Origin of the sequence: Aquimarina callyspongiae, from assembly GCF_034322225.1 — a bacterium.
In the GTDB taxonomy this organism is placed as follows: Bacteria; Bacteroidota; Bacteroidia; order Flavobacteriales; family Flavobacteriaceae; genus Aquimarina.
Genome location: NZ_JAXLPA010000001.1, coordinates 17,030 through 35,407, shown reverse-complemented (window position 1 = coordinate 35,407; position 18,378 = coordinate 17,030). Strand labels below are relative to the sequence as shown.

The 18,378-nt window shown below is 32.2% G+C and carries 11 protein-coding genes; 3 read left to right on the top strand and 8 right to left on the bottom strand.

What is annotated here, in order from left to right; translation table 11 throughout:
* The 3 genes from U0D62_RS00120 (at position 1) to U0D62_RS00110 (ending at position 6,763) form a co-directional block, all read left to right on the top strand.
* Positions 1-1,449 carry a SusD/RagB family nutrient-binding outer membrane lipoprotein gene (locus U0D62_RS00120; protein ID WP_322193109.1) on the top strand — a complete coding sequence of 483 codons (1,449 nt, stop codon included), beginning with the start codon at positions 1-3 and terminating at the stop codon, positions 1,447-1,449.
* A 922-nt stretch (positions 1,450-2,371) separates the two neighbouring features.
* Positions 2,372-5,377, top strand: a complete 3,006-nt coding sequence (locus U0D62_RS00115; protein ID WP_322193107.1) for a SusC/RagA family TonB-linked outer membrane protein — start codon at positions 2,372-2,374, stop codon at positions 5,375-5,377.
* 12 nt (positions 5,378-5,389) lie between these two features.
* Positions 5,390-6,763 carry a RagB/SusD family nutrient uptake outer membrane protein gene (locus tag U0D62_RS00110; RefSeq protein WP_322193106.1) on the top strand — a complete coding sequence of 458 codons (1,374 nt, stop codon included), beginning with the start codon at positions 5,390-5,392 and terminating at the stop codon, positions 6,761-6,763.
* Positions 6,764-6,966: 203 nt separating this feature from the next.
* Here the strand turns inward: U0D62_RS00110 and U0D62_RS00105 are convergent, their stop codons facing one another.
* The 8 genes from U0D62_RS00105 to U0D62_RS00070 form a co-directional block, all read right to left on the bottom strand.
* A complete protein-coding gene (locus U0D62_RS00105; RefSeq protein WP_322193105.1) occupies positions 6,967-7,500 on the bottom strand; it encodes a class I SAM-dependent methyltransferase in 534 nt (177 codons plus the stop codon).
* A 98-nt stretch (positions 7,501-7,598) separates the two neighbouring features.
* Positions 7,599-9,806, bottom strand: coding sequence for a DUF349 domain-containing protein (locus U0D62_RS00100; RefSeq protein WP_322193103.1), 2,208 nt, complete (start codon positions 9,804-9,806; stop codon positions 7,599-7,601).
* 191 nt (positions 9,807-9,997) lie between these two features.
* Positions 9,998-10,729, bottom strand: coding sequence for a shikimate dehydrogenase family protein (locus U0D62_RS00095; protein ID WP_322193102.1), 732 nt, complete (start codon positions 10,727-10,729; stop codon positions 9,998-10,000).
* On the bottom strand, positions 10,726-11,751 hold the full coding sequence (locus tag U0D62_RS00090; RefSeq protein ID WP_322193101.1) for a DUF368 domain-containing protein: 1,026 nt from the start codon (positions 11,749-11,751) through the stop codon (positions 10,726-10,728). Before U0D62_RS00090 ends, U0D62_RS00095 begins: the two co-directional genes overlap by 4 nt.
* A gap of 3 nt (positions 11,752-11,754) precedes the next feature.
* The gene (locus tag U0D62_RS00085) at positions 11,755-12,720 is read right to left on the bottom strand and encodes a DUF368 domain-containing protein (RefSeq protein WP_322193100.1); all 966 of its coding nucleotides are present in this window, start codon (positions 12,718-12,720) and stop codon (positions 11,755-11,757) included.
* 287 nt (positions 12,721-13,007) lie between these two features.
* On the bottom strand, positions 13,008-14,399 hold the full coding sequence (locus tag U0D62_RS00080) for a tetratricopeptide repeat protein (protein ID WP_322193099.1): 1,392 nt from the start codon (positions 14,397-14,399) through the stop codon (positions 13,008-13,010).
* A gap of 461 nt (positions 14,400-14,860) precedes the next feature.
* Positions 14,861-16,051, bottom strand: coding sequence for an aspartate aminotransferase family protein (locus tag U0D62_RS00075; RefSeq protein ID WP_322193098.1), 1,191 nt, complete (start codon positions 16,049-16,051; stop codon positions 14,861-14,863).
* Between the two features lie 2 nt (positions 16,052-16,053).
* Complete coding sequence (locus U0D62_RS00070; protein ID WP_322193097.1) at positions 16,054-17,955, bottom strand: OstA-like protein; 1,902 nt, start codon at positions 17,953-17,955, stop codon at positions 16,054-16,056.
* Positions 17,956-18,378: the final 423 nt, after the last annotated feature.

Here is an 18,378-nt window from a genome sequence, read left to right as displayed (position 1 = left end):
ATGAAAAATATCTTGATAAATAGGATAGGAATACTATTCTTATCTTTCTCTATACTTCTTATCTCGGGATGTGAAGATTCAATAGAAGGTATTAATACAGACCCGCTTGCGGCTACTAATATTGCTCCGGATTTACTTATGCCAGAAGTGTTATTAGGAGGTATTACTGCTAATAGAACGATAGAATCAATTCAGATGGGTACGCACTCACAGCAGATATCATTTTCTGCACCGTTTGGAGTATTTCTTAATCCAGAAAGAGGAACCATTAGTACAAACACTACTAATAACTTATTCTTCGGTAATTATACAACAGGTTTAAGAAACCTGCAGCAAATGCGTGTACTTACTGAGCGTAATAACCCGACTGCGACTAATATTATAGGTCAAGCCAAAGTATTAGAGGCTTTCATTTACTTAAATCTTACTCAGGTTTTCGGAAGTGTACCATTTAGTGAAGCAATTCAGGTAGAGGATTTCCCAACACCTAACTTTGATACTCAAGAAGAGATTTTAAGAGGAATTCCGGTTTTAATTGATGAAGCGATCGCAGCTTTAGCTACAGATACTGATATTGTTGAAGCACCTGCAGATTTAATTTACGGTGGAGATAGAGAGAATTGGATCCGTTTTGGAAATTCTTTGAAATTAAAAGCACTTATGTTAATCGCTAATGTAGATCCAACATCAGTTCAAGCGCAGTTACAGGAAGTGGCAAACCAGCCTCTTATTACTGCTAATGAGTTTGAGGCTCAATTAGATTATCTTGATGTTGCTGGTAACCAAAACCCTATCTATACATTAATTGTGCAGTTTGCAGGAAGTGTTAATCAGTTCTATGCGGCAGGAACACCTTTAGTGAACATCATGAATGCTAATAATGACCCAAGAAGAGCTACTTATTTTGATGATGTAGTAGGTAATTATGTAGGACAAGATCAAGGTGTGTTTACATATACTCCTAATGCAGTATCTCAAGTTTCTTTAAATATTGTTCGTCCTGAAATGCCAGACCGTTATAGTACTGCTTCAGAAGTTAATTTCTACTTAGCAGAAGCAGCTTTAAATGGATGGATCAGTGGAGATGCTAATACTTATTATAGAGCTGGTATTTCTGCATCATTAGATTATTATGATGGGCAGCCAGGAGCAATCTCTCAAGCGGCAAAAAATGCATACTTAGCTTCACCAAGAGCAACAATCACTGGAGATTCTCAGGCGGTTGCACTTACAAAAATTCACGAAGAGCAATATGTAGCGGATTTCACGAGAAGTTTAGAAACTTGGACAGATATACGTCGTAATAAAGTTCCGGCTTATCAGCCTATTATAGGGACTGTGTTAACAGATAATATCCGTAGATATCAAATTCCACTTAGTGAGATTACATCTAACCCAAATGCCCCAGATGTAGTGCCATTGATAACACCAATGTACTTCGAAAACTAAGATTTATAGTATAGTATTTATAAACTATAAACACAATTATAAGATCCCGATGAGAATTCTCATCGGGATTTTTTTTGTATTAAACTTATTTATAAAAAAGGATGTTTAATTATTAAACAAAAGGAGTGGTGTTAACTTGCTTTTTATTTTGTTAAAAATTAATCAATTTAACATTTTAATAACCATATCGATATTAATTATCAAAAATATTTACATATAGTATTGGTATTTGTGTAAATAATATTAGTATTTGCTTAAGTTTGTAATAGAAAATAATCTATATTTGAATCAGAGGAAATATAATGCAACCACTATTTGTTGCTCATTCGCTCTTCATCATTAAGGAAGAAAATTGGAAGAATGAATGAATTTCTTGCGGATATGTCCGTATACCTTAATAAACAAAATTTGTTTAGAGGTGTATGGATTTTTTTATGCACTTCACGGGAAAATAATTTTAACTTAAAATTTTAACAATATGAAAGACAACTTAAATTTTTTAGGGTTAATTTTAATACAATACCAACATTAACCGTAATCATTAAATTATAACTGTATCGATTATAATTTTACTTAGACCTCTAATCAGATAGTTTGAATAAACTACTGAAGACAACAAAATCAAACAAATCAATCTAAAATCACAACAATTTAGTGTCTATTTTCTGTTTTTTTCTTTCATTATAACAGAAAATAGGAACTTTCTAAAAGGGTAAACCTTGATAGGCTTTACCTAGATTAAAAAGGACAATTTGTTCCTTTATGTAGTAATCATAATAAGGATAGGCAGGTATACATATAGTTTCCATCTAGACTTTGTTCAAATTTGGGAAGTAAATTGAGTTAGCCATCAAGATATTCTTGCCTTCCTTTTATGGTTACACTAACTATAACTAATTTATAATTTTTGAAAATTTCATCTATGAGAAAACATCACTACAAATTGCTGATGCTGGTCTTTTTCATGACAAGTCTTGCATTTGCACAACAAAACGTATCTGGAACAGTTACCGATAACAGTGGTTTACCATTACCGGGAGTAAACATACTAGTTAAAGATACGGACAGGGGAACACAAACAGATTTTGACGGTAACTATACCATTGAGGTCAATACTGGGGAAATCATCACATATTCTTACGTCGGGTTTATTGCTCAGGAAGTTGCAGTAACAAGTCAAAGCACAATAGATATTGTGTTAGAAGAAGATGTAAGTACATTAGAAGAGGTTGTGGTAGTTGGATATGGTACACAATCCAGAAGAAGAATAACAGCGAATATCGCCTCTGTTTCTTCAGAAGAAATTAATGAAATCCCAACACCGAGTGTTCAGAGTACACTATCAGGAAAAGCTGCCGGTGTACAAGTAACACAGCTTAACGGTAAAGTAGAAGGAGGAATTAAAGTTCGAGTTCGAGGTATTTCTACTATTTCTTCATCTCAGGAACCTCTCTATGTAGTCGACGGAATACCGATTACAAATTCTGATGAATCGATCAATGATTCACCAATTAACCCTCTGGTTGCATTGAATCCTAACGATATCGAATCTATAGATATCCTTAAAGATGCATCTTCAGCTGCTATTTATGGAGCTCGAGGAACCAATGGGGTTATTATTATAACAACCAAGCAAGGAAAGCAAGGAAAGACAAAAGTTTCTGTAAATTCTTCTTACGGTGTTAGTAGAGCTACCAATACTAGAGATTGGTTAAATGCAGCGCAATATGTAGAATTAATGACAGAATCTGCTTTAAATAATGGATTTTCGCAAGCTTTTATTGATGGACAATTTGATTTTTACGCTAATGGATTAGATTGGAGAAATGGAGAAGTAGATACAGATTGGCAAGAATTGGCACTAGTTGATGGTTCTGTGCAGGATTTTGGAGTATCTGCATCAGGAGGTAGCGAAAAAACAAAATTCTTTATCTCTACAGGTTATAACAATACAGATGGTATTGTAAGAGGAAATCAATTAGAAAGATATACGTTTAGAACCAATATAGATCATAATATTTCTCAAAAATTTAAAGTAGGAACTAATTCTAGTATTTCTAAAACGGTTATTGATAGAATCTCTAATGATAATGCTTTTGCAACACCACTTCAGGCGATTGCACAATCACCATTATCACCGGCATATCTTGCAGATGGAGTAACACCTAATAACGATACTACAGAATACTACAACTTCTTAACAGAAGAATTTAATGGTAGTTTTAAAACAAACGTTTGGAGAATTTTGGCAAATGCGTATTTACAATATGAAATATTACCAGAATTACGTTTTAGAACCGAAGTAGGATATGATTATTTGTCACAAGTAGCAGAGCGATTCTCTGGTAGTTTAACAGAATCTGCATCAGTAGGAGGATTTGGAACAGCTAATGCAGTGCAAACAGAGAAGTATAACCTGAATAATTACTTTACCTATAATAAAGTTTTTAATGAAACTTATGATTTTGAAGGTACATTGGGTATGAGTTATGAAGATAGTCAGAGAAGGCTGCAATTTGCTCAGGGTCAAGGATTCCCTTCAGATGATTTACAAACATTAGATAGTGCTGCAGAAATTACTGCAGGAGGATCTAATCGTACGCGTTTTAACTTTCTTTCTTATTTTGGTAGAGCAAGGTTATCTATTTCAGATAAATATCTATTTAATGCCAGTTTACGTTATGACGGATCATCAAGGTTTGGAGAAGATAATAGATTTGGGTGGTTCCCTGCAGCATCTGTGGGATGGATTGTTTCTGAAGAAGACTTCTTGAATAGCTCACAAACATTATCGTTGTTAAAACTTCGAGGAAGTTGGGGTATAACTGGTAATGCAGGTATCGGAAATTTTGCAAGTTTAAGTTTATTTCAAGGATCACCATATAATCAAAGAGCTGGACTGGCACCAACTCAATTAGGTAATCCAGGACTTCAATGGGAAAATACAACTCAGGTAGATATTGGTTTAGATTTTGGATTTCTTAACAATAGAATTTCAGGAGAAGTTGATTACTACGTAAAAAATACTGAAGAATTATTACTTAATGAACCAGTACCTGGAACTAATGGATTCTCAACAATTACCAGAAATGTAGGAGAATTAAGGAATAAAGGTTTTGAATTTGTATTAAATACTAAAAACATTGTTACACAAGATCTTACCTGGAGTACTTCTCTTAATTTCTCTACAATAGACAATGAAGTGACAGAATTACCAGGTGGTGATATTATCTCAGGAAGAAATATTGTAAGAGAAGGTGAGACAATATCTTCTTTTTATGTAGTCGAATTTGCAGGAGCTGATCCAGCGAATGGAGATGCTTTATTTGTTAGAAATACTGTAAATGCAGATGGAACAATTGATAGATCTACTACCAATAACTTTAATGAAGCGGATCGTATTATTGCAGGTAGCCCTTACCCAGATTTAATAGCAGGTATTACTAATAATGTATCTTATAAAGGGATTGATTTTTCCTTTACTTTTCAAGGAGAGTGGGGAGCATCGATTTATAATAATGGAGGTAGATTTCAGTCAGGAAATGCTAGATTCTTCGATAATCAAACGGTGGATCAATTAAGAAGATGGCAAAATCCTGGTGATATTACAGATGTTCCTCAGGCTAGACTATTTAGTACTAATGGACAACAAGCTTCGACAAGATATTTACAAGAATCTGATTTTATAAGATTGAGAAACCTTACTTTAGGATATACTATTCCTGGAGATATTAGTAGAAAATTCCATATGAGTAGAGTTCGACTTTATTTTACAGGGTTTAATTTAATAACTATTACAGATTATGATGGTTATGATCCTGAATCTACTGCCGATTTTAATGGAGATTCAAATATACAGGTTGGTGAAGCATTTTATTCTGCGCCACCAGCTAGGACGTATACTTTAGGAATAAATATTGACTTTTAAACCGGTACAACTATGAAAAATTTGAAATATATAATAAAACTGTCATACATATTAATAGCTATTTTCATATTGGGGTGTGAAGATAATCTTGAATTAGAACCAGAACAAAGTTTATCTCCAGAGATTGCTACTTCTAGTCCCGCCAATATCCAGAATATATTAATCGGGATTTATAATGAAGCTGGACAAATAGCTTCTTATGGAGGAAGAATTAATTTGGCTTCTGAATTATTAGCAAATAGTGGAAATTTATCCTGGAATGGAACTTTTGAGCAACCCGCTCAATTAGATGAAAAACAACTAGTACCTGATAATACTTTTGTTAGAGATTATTGGTTAAATGCATACGAAGTCAATAATCAGGCAAATATTGTGATTTCTAGTCTTGATGTGTTTGATGATCAAACAGAAAGAGATAGAGTAGAAGGAGAGACTAAATTTTTAAGAGCTATGGTTTATTTTGATTTGGCTCGTCTTTTTGGACAACAATATGATCCTGCAACTACCAATAGTCAATTAGCAGCACCTATTGTGTTAGATCCTGTAATAAACTCAAGTGATATTACTTCTCCTACAAGAGATTCTGTAGAAGATGTATATGCAAGAGTGATTTCGGATTTAACTGATGCTTATAATTTGTTACCTGCTAGTAACGGGATATTTGCAGATAGATACGCCGCGCAAGCATTATTGGCTAGAGTATATTTACAACAACGTAATTATGCAGCAGCAAGAGATGCTGCGAATGATGTTTTACAGAATAGTGGACACGTACTTACTACTACGTATGCGGCAGCATTTAATAATGATGGAGACTCTAGCGAGGATATTTTTGCTTGGCAAAAAACCAGTCAGGAAGCTGCTAATTCAGTTAATAATATGAATACCTTTTGGGCTACCAGAGATTTTGGAGGTAGATCTCCCACTGCAGACGTATCTATTAATGTTTCATTCTTTGCTATTTTTGATGACCCTACCAATGATGTAAGAAGTCAATTCTTCTATAACGGTAATTCGGTAACCACAAAATGGCAATCTCAGTTTGCTAATATACCTTTTATAAGAGTTGCAGAAATGCATTTAATAAGAGCTGAAGCAAATTTTAGATTGGGTACTACAATTGGATTAGATCCATTAGCTGAAATTAATGCACTTAGAGGACGTTCTAGCGCAACTGCATTACCATCACCTCTTACTTTACAGAACGTTGTAGATGAACGTATACGTGAGCTATCTTTTGAAGGTTTTGCATTACACGATATAAAACGTCTTGAAGGAACTGTAGGTACGTTAAACTTTGATGATAATTTCTTAGTAATGCCTGTTCCTCAACGTGAGCGTGATGCTAACCCTAATCTAGATCAAAATCCAGGATATGGGAATTAATTGTTGGTCAATACATTAATAAAGATTGCCTGTAAAGCAGGTTATATTTCTTGCAATACCCATTATAGGATATTACAGAAAAGCTTTTCAGGCTATCTTTTTGATAGATTATAAAAGATATCTTTTTTGACCTCTATACAAATTACCCGTTAGTTTATTTTAAACTAACGGGTAATTCTTTATATATGATATTAGTTTTAAAACTATTTTTTAAAAACAATAAGGTTCTTAGCATTATTTAGATTCTTGAAACCATATTTATTACAAATCCATTCTAAAGTCTCCCGAGTATAGAAAAAAACATGAGTATCATCGTTTTTGTACCACCATGTCTTAAAATCAATAGATTCATTAAATAGATTTGTTTTACAATATAAAACCCCATCTTTTTTTAACAACGAATAAAGTAGTTCAAATTCTTTTGCAGGATTGTAAAAGTGTTCCATTACTTCACAGCAGATGATATAATCATAAGTCTTTTCTAAAGCTTTCTGATCTGGATTAAAAAACGGATCATAAGTGGTAACATTATATTTCTGTTTATGAAGTAGCGAAGTGATTACTGGCGCTGTACCACTACCAAAATCTAATCCTTGATGATTGCAATCAAAATCATTAAATATTGTTTGTACAATTGGGGAGACAAATTTTTGATAACCTGGATCTTCTACATTATTGTTATGGAGTTGGTATCTTGCTTCTTCTGCTTTAGGAGTTAAAAAAAAATCCGTGTGCAAAGTAATGCCTTTACACACGGAACATTTATAATAAACTTTTTGATGTATTTTAGAAAACACAATGGTCTCAGAATTACAAAGAGAACATTGCATATTGCCTAAAGTTGTTTAATCTTAATTAATTTGGCTTTCCAAACCTCTAGATTTTCTCTGTGTTTTGCGATGTTTTTCTGAACTTCAAGTACTAAAGGATTATCATCTTTAGCATTTTTGAAAAACTGAAGATTATTTTCTAACTGACGAATTTCTCCATTAACTTCATCGATTTTTTTACGGATAAAACTCTGTTCACTTCTAAGCGCTCTGTCGTCATTTTGGTTAGATAATGAACTTAACTTATTCTCATATTTAATAAGCTCAGTTTCCTTGCGGCTAAGGTTAAGTTGTTTAAAGAGCTCGTCTAAAGCCTTATTATACTCAGCCTCTATGTTTTTCTTTTTATAAGGAACTCTTCCGATGGTTTTCCAAATAGCAATATTATCTTTTATCGTTTTAAGATCTGTTTCTGGGTCACCAGAAAGCTTTAATTCAGAAAGAGCTTCAATATGGGCTTGCTTCTTTTCTAATGCGATCAATTCTTCTTTATTTGCTTCATTTCTTTCAGCGTGCAAACGATCAAAATAAGAATTACAGGCATCTTTAAACTTTTTCCATATTCTATCGCTGTCTTTACGAGGAACGTGCCCTATTTTTTTCCAGTCAGATTGAATTTTTTTCATCAATGGAGTAGTGGCAGTAAAATCATCATTATCCTTATTATCTTCGGCGATTTTGATTAACTCCATCTTTTTGTTTAGGTTCTCAAACTGTCCTTTTTTAAGATTTTTATAAAACGCATTCTTATTTCTATTAAAATCTCTAACAGCTGATTTAAAGCTACCCCAGGTTTCTTCATTCACATTAGAAGGAACTTTTCCTGCCTTAAAAAAATCTTCTCTTAGAGCTTCAATTTCTTTAATCTTTTGTTGCCAACCATTATGATTTTTAGGAAGATCACTACTTACTTCAATAATCTTAGCTATTATATCATTTTTTGCTTCTAGATTTTTTTCATAGACTTTATCCTGCTGCTTAAAATATTGTTGGCGATTTTCATGAATTTGCCTAGTAAGCGAACTAAATTTTTCCCATATAGGTTCTCTGTATTCTTTACCTACTGGTCCAAGATCTTCTTTCCACATTTTGTGGAGCAATTGTAGTTCTCTAAAAGCTCTATTTACATCAGTTTCTTGTGCTAATTCTGTAGCTCGCTCAATAATTTTAAGCTTTTGCTCTAGGTTGTGCTTAAAATCCAGATCTCTGAACTCTCTATTCAGGTGAAGGAAATCATAAAAGTTTTCAGTATGATGATGATATGTGTTCCAAACTGTATTGTATTTATCTCTTGGTATTGGTCCAGCATTGCGCCACCTCTCTTGTATACTTTTAAAATGATTATAGGTAGTATTAATATTTTCGTCTACATTAAGTAGGCCTTTAAGTTCATCAATTAACTCCAATCTTCTTTTTAAATTTTCCTGAAGATCTTTTTTTAAGTTTTGATAATAAGAATTTCGTTTTTCTTTATAATCAAAATAAACAGAATTAAAGGCTTTTTTTACAGGAGTAGAGTAATAGAAATCGATAATATCACCTCCTTCTGCAAGGAATTCTTCTTTCTTCTGTTCTACTTCTTCATTGAATTTTTCATTAAATTCTGTTTTAATTTCCTCTACGTGTTCCTTGATAGCTTGAATCTTTTCATTCTTGATCAATTCTCTTAATTCTTTGATCAATTCTTCTTTATCCATAGAATGATAATCCTTTTTCACGATATCGTGTCGCTCTAAAGTACTTTCATCTTCGCTATCTTCTGCTACTGCTTCATCTATATGATTGAGATGATCATCATCTTCTGGTGTTTTTGAAGCAGCTGCTACTTCATTAGATTCATTTTTTTGACCTACAGGTTCCTCTGCAGTTTCTTTTGAAGTATCAATGTCTGTTGTAATATCCTCTTTCTTTTCAGTTGTATCATCTTCACTAGATTGAGGAGATTCTTGAGAATCGTTTTTAGATTCTGCTGGAATTTCATTAGCTGATTTTTCAGAAATACTATTATCTTCTGAAGTTTCAGTTTCAGATTCTGAGGTATTTACATCAGATTTTTCTGTAGTAGAAGTAGGAGGTATAGCCTCATTTGAGGTAATTTCCTCTGCACTTACCTTCGAATCTTCAGTATTAGAATCTTTTTCGGTTGTTTCCAGGATATCTATTTTATTTTCTTTCTCTCCATCTGCCTTAGGCAGGTTATCACTTGTTGACATTATGTGAACGTTTTTGTTTGTCTGAGTTCTAATACCACAAAAGTTTAGACCATTTTTAAATGATCTTAAGAACTAAGATGGTGTAATCTATGACTAAGATACTAACATATTAGAAAACCTCAAAGGGATTAGAGGGTTTTAGGATTTACTTAGAAGTGATCTAAGTAAGAATTTTAGGACAAAATGAAATGTTATCCGTTCCAGGTTGCCCAAGCTTTTTCTGCCTGTAGTATAAGCATTTGCAGTCCATTGGTAACTTTAGCTCCTTTTTGAACACCTTTTTTCATAAAAGTAGTTTCTGAAGGATTATAAATCAGATCATACAAAACGTGATTTTCTGTTAGGTATTCATATGGGATATCTGGGTGATTATCAATATTGGGATGTGTCCCTAAAGGTGTACAGTTAATAATCAATTTAAAATCTTGTATGATATCTTCATCTAGATCGTTATAACTAAGCTCATTAAAATCTGGATTACGAGACACAAAATTATAATGGATGTCTAATTGAGTTAATGCAAAAGCGATAGCTTTTGAAGCTCCACCAGTCCCTAAAATCAAAGCTTTTTTTATAGAAGGATTTAATAATGGTTTTAAAGATTCGGTAAATCCATAATAATCGCTATTATACCCTATTAATTTTTGGTCTGCATTAAATTTGATAACATTAACTGCTCCAATTTGTTTTGCAATAGGGTCCAAATCGTCGAGATATTCGATTATTTCTTCTTTATAGGGAATGGTGACGTTAAGGCCTTTTATTTCTGTATTCTTGACAATATTTTTTATTTCATCAATTTGTTTAATATCAAAGTTATCATATTGGCAATTGAGGTTTTCTTTTTCGAATTTTTCTGAGAAATACTTTTTGGAGAAAGAGTAACTAATATTCCGGCCTAATAATCCGTATATTTTTTTCATTTTGAAGTTTTTATTGTTCGTTTACCATACCACTCTAACCATAAGACAATGCCTACGCCAACGAGTATAAAAAAAAGACCTATGTAGGTTTGTGTAGTATTGAAATCTGGCAGGTAACGATCATAATTGTCTAAAATAGGATTGCCTTGGGCATCAATTAATACGTTTCCTAAATGATCAAGTTTATACATCTTATGTTTCCAGGGCCATACTACTCCTAAAGAACCTGCAATAAATCCAATGATAGCAGCAAAAGTTGCGCTTTTATATCTTTTTAAAACGTATCCTAATAAATGAGATAATGTTACCAATCCAGTTAAAGAACCGAGACTAAATACAATAAGAACCTTTAATAGTCGAATTCTTTTAGTGTTTTCTAAAAAAGAAAGATCCCAACGTATTAAATCAGCAATGGTATCATACAAGGCATTTACTGAATCGACTAAAAGTAGTACATAGTTTCCTAACAATATCAAAATAAAAGAACCTGATAATCCAGGTAGTGTCATTCCTGAAACTCCTACGATTCCACAGAAAAAAACAAACCAAAGGTTGTCATTTTCTTTTGCAGGATCTAACAGGCTAATGCTAACTCCCACAATGGTTCCTATAAGGATTAAACAAATATTTCTTCTACTCCAATCATCAAAATCTTTGACAATATAATATATGGAGCCAATGATCATTCCAAAAAATGCCGCCCAAACATATAGTTCATAATGAATAATTAGATAGTCCAGAATTTTAGAAACACTAAAATAACTGATGAGCATTCCTAAAATAAGTAATCCAAGAAATCGACCATTGATATATCTCCAAAAACTTTTAAACCTTAAGTTGATAAAAAGTTTAAATGCTTTAAAGTTTATTTTTTGTAGTGAGTAAATGAATTCTTCATAAAACCCAGCAACAAATGCAACTACTCCTCCTGATACTCCAGGAACTTTATTTGCGGCACCCATAGCCAACCCTTTGATAACGAGGAAAAATCTGTCAGAAAAGGTTCTGGTACTCTGTTGCATATATTAATTTGCTTTTTTTATGGCAATACGTTCTAAAGTAAAAATTAATAAAAAACCAATTATAACAAACAAAATCACCCATAAAATTCTGGGATCTCCATCGTACTGCATTGGCAATATACTTTGCTCTAGAAAAGAAACTTGAATACCTTCTGAGTTAGTTCTCCAGGATAGAACCTTCTTCCAGGGCCATAATTTATTCAATGACCCTATCATAAATCCTGTTAGGATAGCCAAAGTTGTGTTCTTATGATTTTTAAACATCCAGTTTAATATTCTTGAAAATAATTTTAAACCGGCAATAGCACCAATAGCGATGATAATGATCTTATATATTGCTTGCCATAATAAATCAAAATCTAGTTGTAATAGTCCATCTCTAAATTGATTGAGGATATCTATAAATGTTTGATATGCTCCTAATATTAGTAGGATAAAAGCACCAGAGACTCCTGGTAAGATCATTGCAATTATTGCAATAAATCCACAGAACAAAAGATACCAGTTACTTTCTGGTGAAGCAATCGGTTCTGCAACTGTTATAAAATAAGAAATTATAGCAGCTATTATAATACCTATAAAAACCTTTGGTTTCCATTCAGTTATTTGTTTACCTATATAAACAATACTTGCCAGAACGAGACCAAAGAAAAATGCCCAGAGTAATAAAGGTTCATTGTGTAAAAGCCATTTTATAAGTTTTGCCAGAGACAAAATACTAATCGCAATACCCAAAAAAAGCATAGTTAAAAAAGAGAGGTTGTATTTGGCCCAGGAAACTTTAAATCCTTCTTTTTTCCAAACTGAAAAAAAGGATAGGTTTAGTTTGTTTATGGTTTCTATTAATTCTTCGTAAATACCCGAAATAAAAGCGATTGTTCCTCCAGAAACTCCTGGAACCACATCTGCAGCTCCCATGGCAAGCCCTTTAATAGAGATTATAAGGTAGTCCTTAAGACTTCTTTGCATTCTTTTGATTTTAGATTTATATGACCTAAACAAATGTATGCATTTTTGTAATGAAATGTATACATTTCAGATTTTGAATATTGATTGATAATTTAAAAATAAAAAGAAAAGAAAAACAATGTTTACATGAGGTAATTACAATGATTTGTTACAAAATATATCCAGATGAAATAAAAAACAATATGTTTTAGCTCTAGATAATTTAGTACATAAAGCAAACCCAAAAACGCATTCAAGTACTTCTATAAAAAATAAAAATCATTAAATGCGTTTTTGTAGTTTTTATCTTATTTGTATTCTGAAATTATATTTTGAATCAAGGTAAGTTTAAAAACTTTCTCAAAAAGTTCTTCTAGAACAATGTGATATTCAAAATCCAATTCAAGTGCTTTTCTTAGATGATATTCTCCTTTTTCATAATCTTGACTTTCATAATATAGTCCAGATAACCGGTATTGAATTTCTGCATTTTCAGGGTAAAACTCTATAGCCTGATGTAAATTTTGAACAGCAGCGCTAGATTCTCCTATAAACTTTAAGATGTCAGAACGGTTTAACCAGGTTTCTAATTCATAATTCCCTAGTTCTAATGCTTTACGATAACCTCTTTCTGCTTCTTCAAAAAATGCAAGTCTATTATTTATTTTTGCATATCGTTTCCAGTATAATACATTTTCTCCATCTATATTAATTGCTTTATTAGTGTAGTATAATGCTTTCTGGTAATTTCGTTTTCTTAAATAAAAATCTGTAATAGCAATCCAGCCTTTATCTAACAAAGGATCTTCATGTACAGTTTTAGAATAATGTTGTATTGCCAAATCATCACAGCCAAGCTTTTCAAAACATTTTCCTATTCTTAATAAAGCAAATGAAGTAGGATCATCTAGTTCTAATGTAATGCGATAATTCTCTATTGCTTCGTTATAACGTTTAAGTTTTTCAAGTACTTTTCCTTTTTCAAGGTAAGCACCAATAAAATATTCATCACTTATAATTGCAAAATCATAAGCTGCTAATGCTTTTTCATATTCTTTAAGATCAAAATATTGTTTTCCAACCTGATGCCAAGCAACTTCACAATATGGATTCTTATTTAAAAACATATTTAAGTACTCGATGGCTTCTTCATGTTGTTCAAGAAAATCAAAGCAGTATATAATATTGTATAATGCAGAATAATCCTGATCATCTGCTTCAAGGCATCTCATAAAGTTGACTTTGGCATTTTCAAAGTCATCCATAAAGAGATATTCCATTCCTATAAGAGAATATACATCAGCTTCATCATTGGTGTATCCTAATGCCATAGTTAGTAATTCTATAGCCTTTACATGATTATTTTTTTTGGATAAGATATTTGCCTTCTGAATATAAATTTCCTCATTTTCAGGCTCAATTGCGTGTAATTGAGCTAATAAATTATCTGCTTTGTCCAATCGATCTTCAAAAACCAATACTTCTACTTGCAGTAATTTTAGATTTACAGATGATGGATGTTGAGAAAGACTTAAAGAAATTGCTTTTTTTGCTTTTGCTATTTTTCCATTTTCAAGGTAGTGATGAATAATAGACTCAAACTCATCAGAATCAAAAAACTTAAGATCATTAGATCTAAGCATGGATTCGTATCGAGTAATTGTAAAATTATTTTCTTCTTCTTCGTGGTTAAATTTCATCCAGTCGTGTTTATTTTTATATAAATGTCAGATGGAATTCGCTTGATAAAGTATTAAATGTTATTAAAATACGGATCAAGCTCATTTCATACACGTTGATTAAAGATGTTCAATAAATTATAAAAGCAATGCGAATACTTATTTTTGCTTCCCCAAGCAGAGTATAAGGAAACTCCATTACTTCATTATTTTTTGCATTATTGATTTCCTTAGTATTAAAATTACAAATGAAATTGAATGATTGAACTTTCAAAACCAATTGTTTTTAACAAACTAATTAACAAAATGTATACCGTTTTAGGTATAAGTCAGTTAGTCGTTGGCTGTATTACAGAAAATGATTAGTGAAGAGTGTTATTAATATACGAATTTTAAATTACAATTACTAAAAATAGTAGATTGTATCTTCATAAGAGTTTATAAATAATTAAAAATAGCAGATGATTTTAGGCTTTTTTTTTCTAAGAAATCTCTTTTTGGATTTCATCCAGAACCTGAAGAATTGTTTTGCATCCTTCTGTAATCTCTTCTATTGATATGGTTAGAGGAGGTGTAACTCTAATTGCTTTGGGTTCAAATAATAACCAGAATAGAATTAAATGCTTGTCTTCGCATTTAAGTATAACTTTATTTGTAATTTCTTCAGATGGAGTAAATAAAGCGAGCATTAATCCTCGACCTCGAATTTCAGTAATAAAAGGATGTATGAGTAAGGATCGGATTATTTTTTCTTTTTTTAAGGTTTCTGCCATTAAGTCACTTTCTGTGATTTCCTGCAATGTTGCCAAAGCGGCAGCTGCAATTACAGGATTTCCACCAAAAGTTGTAATATGACCTAGTTTAGGGTTGTCTTGCAATTTATCCATCATTTTAGCGGAGGCTGTAAAAGCACCAATGGGCATACCTCCACCCATTCCTTTGCCCATTACTAAAATATCTGGAATGATATCAAAATTCTGAAAACCAAATAATGTTCCGGTTCTACCAAAACCGGGTTGTATTTCGTCCAGAATCAGTAAAGCACCTACTTGATCGCATCGATTACGCACTTTTTTGAGGTAATCATTTTGAGGTTCAATAAAACCAGCACCTCCTTGTATAGTTTCAAGGATAACAGCTGCTGTTTTATTTGTGATATTTAGGAGATCATCTTCTACATTAAAAGTGATAAAGCGTACATCGGGAATTAGTGGCCTAAAAGCTTGTTTACGTTCTTCATATCCCATAACGCTCATTGATCCCATTGTATTACCGTGATATGCATTTTTTGCAGATATCACTTGACTACGACCCGTAACTCTTCTAGCTAATTTTAAGGCTCCTTCAATAGCTTCTGTTCCAGAATTTGTGAGATATGTCTTTTCTAGAGGAGTAGGTAGTTGTGAAGCTAATAACTTGGCTAATTGTACGGCAGGTTGTTGGATATACTCGCCATACACCATAACGTGTAGATATTTATCTAGTTGTTCTTTTATAGCACTTACAACTCTAGGATGCTTATGACCAAGACTACAAGCAGATACACCTGCTACAAAATCTAAATACTTTTTATTGTCATTAGTATATATGTAACTGCCTTCTGCATGAGAAATTTCTAATCCTAATGGATGTGGCGTGGTTTGGGCTTGATATGCAAAAAAATCTTTTTTCAAGATTAATTATCTGTTTTTTTACTCGATACTTGGATAGTCTTTGTGCTATCACTCAGCTTTGATTTGGAATGCTGAAGAGAGGTAACTGTAATGCTATCTCTTTCTTTAGCAGAACGATTTAGGTTGGGATCAATAAAAGAAGTTTTTTTATTGTTATCTTTTTTTTTGATAGGATCTATTTTCAACTTCTTTTTTTGTTTTATAGGTGTAATAGAATCTAATTCTTCATTAGTTTCTTTAAGTTCTGCATCTTTTAGTTTTTGTTCTAATAATCGAGAGCCTTCTGATTTATTTTCTTCGAGTCGTTTGATTGTTTCTTCATCAAAGAAATCAGCTTCGTCTTTTGGTAATGGAATACCTGTAATTTTTGTAAGTTTAGGAACAGCTTCTCCTCTAAACAGGTCTGCTTTACTAGTAATACGTTCTTCTCCTCTCCAATTAAATCCAGATAATTCTCTTGCGTTTTCTGGTAAATCACCTTCTCTATATAAAGTACCATCAACATTTTGATAGTAATAAACATCTTCAATCTCTTGTTTGTTGAGGAGTAATGTAATTGAACTAGAAAGTACTTTGTTTATTCCAATAAGTTTTAATTCTCCTTCACTTTCTCTTTGATAAAAAATAGTTTCTGTGTTTTTGTCAATATCTACCTGATAAATTTCATTGTCTTTAAATAAACCATATAGGGTTTGACCTTTGACCTGGTTATATCCAGCTTTTAAAGTATCTTCCTGAACGAGGAAAGCATTCTGATAAACTACTAAAGAGTCTAATTTTTCTGTTTCGGTATTAGAGATTATTTTAATGGTATCTCCTGTCATTTGGTTTTTTTGTGACCAGATAATAGGTCTGCCAATCATTTTTGTATATCCAGTTGTTTGATCTACATTAATAGAATCACTTTTTCCGCTCATGTTGCTTTTATAGATTCTTACATCATAAAAACCATTCATAATACGATGCTCTGGTTTACCGGTCACCCTCAAAGTATCACTATGTATGTATATAGAATCTTTTTCCTGTAATGTAGCGGCTAGAGCACGTTTTGTTATGAATACAGAGTCTTTATCTTTAAATACTTCTGCATAATGGCCGGTAATGACGGTGCTATTGGCAGTATCTAATACTTTGATATTATTAGTTGCAGATGCAAATTGTATTGCACTGTTGTAAAAAATACTATCACCAAAAACGGTGCGATTATCATAGTCAATTCTGGCATTTTTAATTGCATAGCCCGTTTTAACTTTAGTATCATAAAATCCTCGTTCGCAGTATAAAGTACTTTCTTTCCCTTTAACGGTTGAAGGACCGTAAAGATAGGCGTGACCATTCTCAGTGTAATAATCAAGACGATCAGAATCAACAGTATTTTCAGGATTTACAATTTTCACATCTGTATTAAATGAATATTGTTTTCGCTCCATAAAGTAACGACCGATACGACTCGTCAGCGTATTTGAAGAATCTTTTACAGTTCCTCCACTACGATAATAAGCTTGTTGACGTAATCGATCAAAAAACAAAGTATCGGTTCTTAAAGTATTAGAAGGAGTCTCCATAAATACTTTTTCACTGGCATAAGCAAATTGTGTATTGCCATTATACTCAGCATATGTACTGGTCATAGTAAGCGTATCTCCTTGTTTTATTTTTACATTACCAAAAGCTTTTACGAAACGATCTTCACCATAGTGTACAGCTTGATCACACCAAATCTCAATTCCTTCATGTTCCATATATACCTGCTTATTTACTTTGGCTAGAATGGTAGCTCCAGGAAATCGGTTTTGATCTTTGATTGTACGATCAGATTGTACTTTGATTTTTTTTCCTTCTTGGGCCATGATAATGCTAGAAAAAAGAAGCAAAAAAGTGATATATAAAAATGTATTTTTCAAGTATCCTAAATTTGTATGCAAAATAACGAAAATTGTATCTAATGATTGTAGGTGAGGTTATAAAATCCTAAACCAATATAAGTACTCGCAGATTTACGTAAAGTTGCAGTGTTTTTTATGTGTGTTTATAATAATTAGACAAAGCCAACAATAAATTTATCATAGTCAAGATAAAATTTGAAGTAAAAAAATAACTTCAAAACATCTATGTTTAAAGAAAAGTTGTGTTGTATATCGTTTTTTTAGGTTTTTCAAAGATGTTTTTGATGTTTTTTTTAATTGATGAACAGTGAGTGTTAAAATGTTTTTAAACTTTTAACATTTTATAAGCTTAAGTATCAGTAAATTGTAAACGGAATACAAAAAAACATGACCAATGCTATGGGGATAGCGTTGTCTTAATTTTTATAAAAATAATTTAAG

Excerpts from the sequence above, each read along its gene's own strand:
- U0D62_RS00085 (WP_322193100.1), bottom strand. The coding sequence starts at position 12,720 with ATGCAAAGAAGTCTTAAGGACTACCTTATAATCTCTATTAAAGGGCTT.
- U0D62_RS00090 (WP_322193101.1), bottom strand. The coding sequence starts at position 11,751 with ATGCAACAGAGTACCAGAACCTTTTCTGACAGATTTTTCCTCGTTATC.
- U0D62_RS00080 (WP_322193099.1), bottom strand. The coding sequence starts at position 14,399 with ATGAAATTTAACCACGAAGAAGAAGAAAATAATTTTACAATTACTCGA.
- U0D62_RS00095 (WP_322193102.1), bottom strand. The coding sequence starts at position 10,729 with ATGAAAAAAATATACGGATTATTAGGCCGGAATATTAGTTACTCTTTC.
- U0D62_RS00120 (WP_322193109.1), top strand. The coding sequence starts at position 1 with ATGAAAAATATCTTGATAAATAGGATAGGAATACTATTCTTATCTTTC.
- U0D62_RS00110 (WP_322193106.1), top strand. The coding sequence starts at position 5,390 with ATGAAAAATTTGAAATATATAATAAAACTGTCATACATATTAATAGCT.
- U0D62_RS00115 (WP_322193107.1), top strand. The coding sequence starts at position 2,372 with ATGAGAAAACATCACTACAAATTGCTGATGCTGGTCTTTTTCATGACA.
- U0D62_RS00100 (WP_322193103.1), bottom strand. The coding sequence starts at position 9,806 with ATGTCAACAAGTGATAACCTGCCTAAGGCAGATGGAGAGAAAGAAAAT.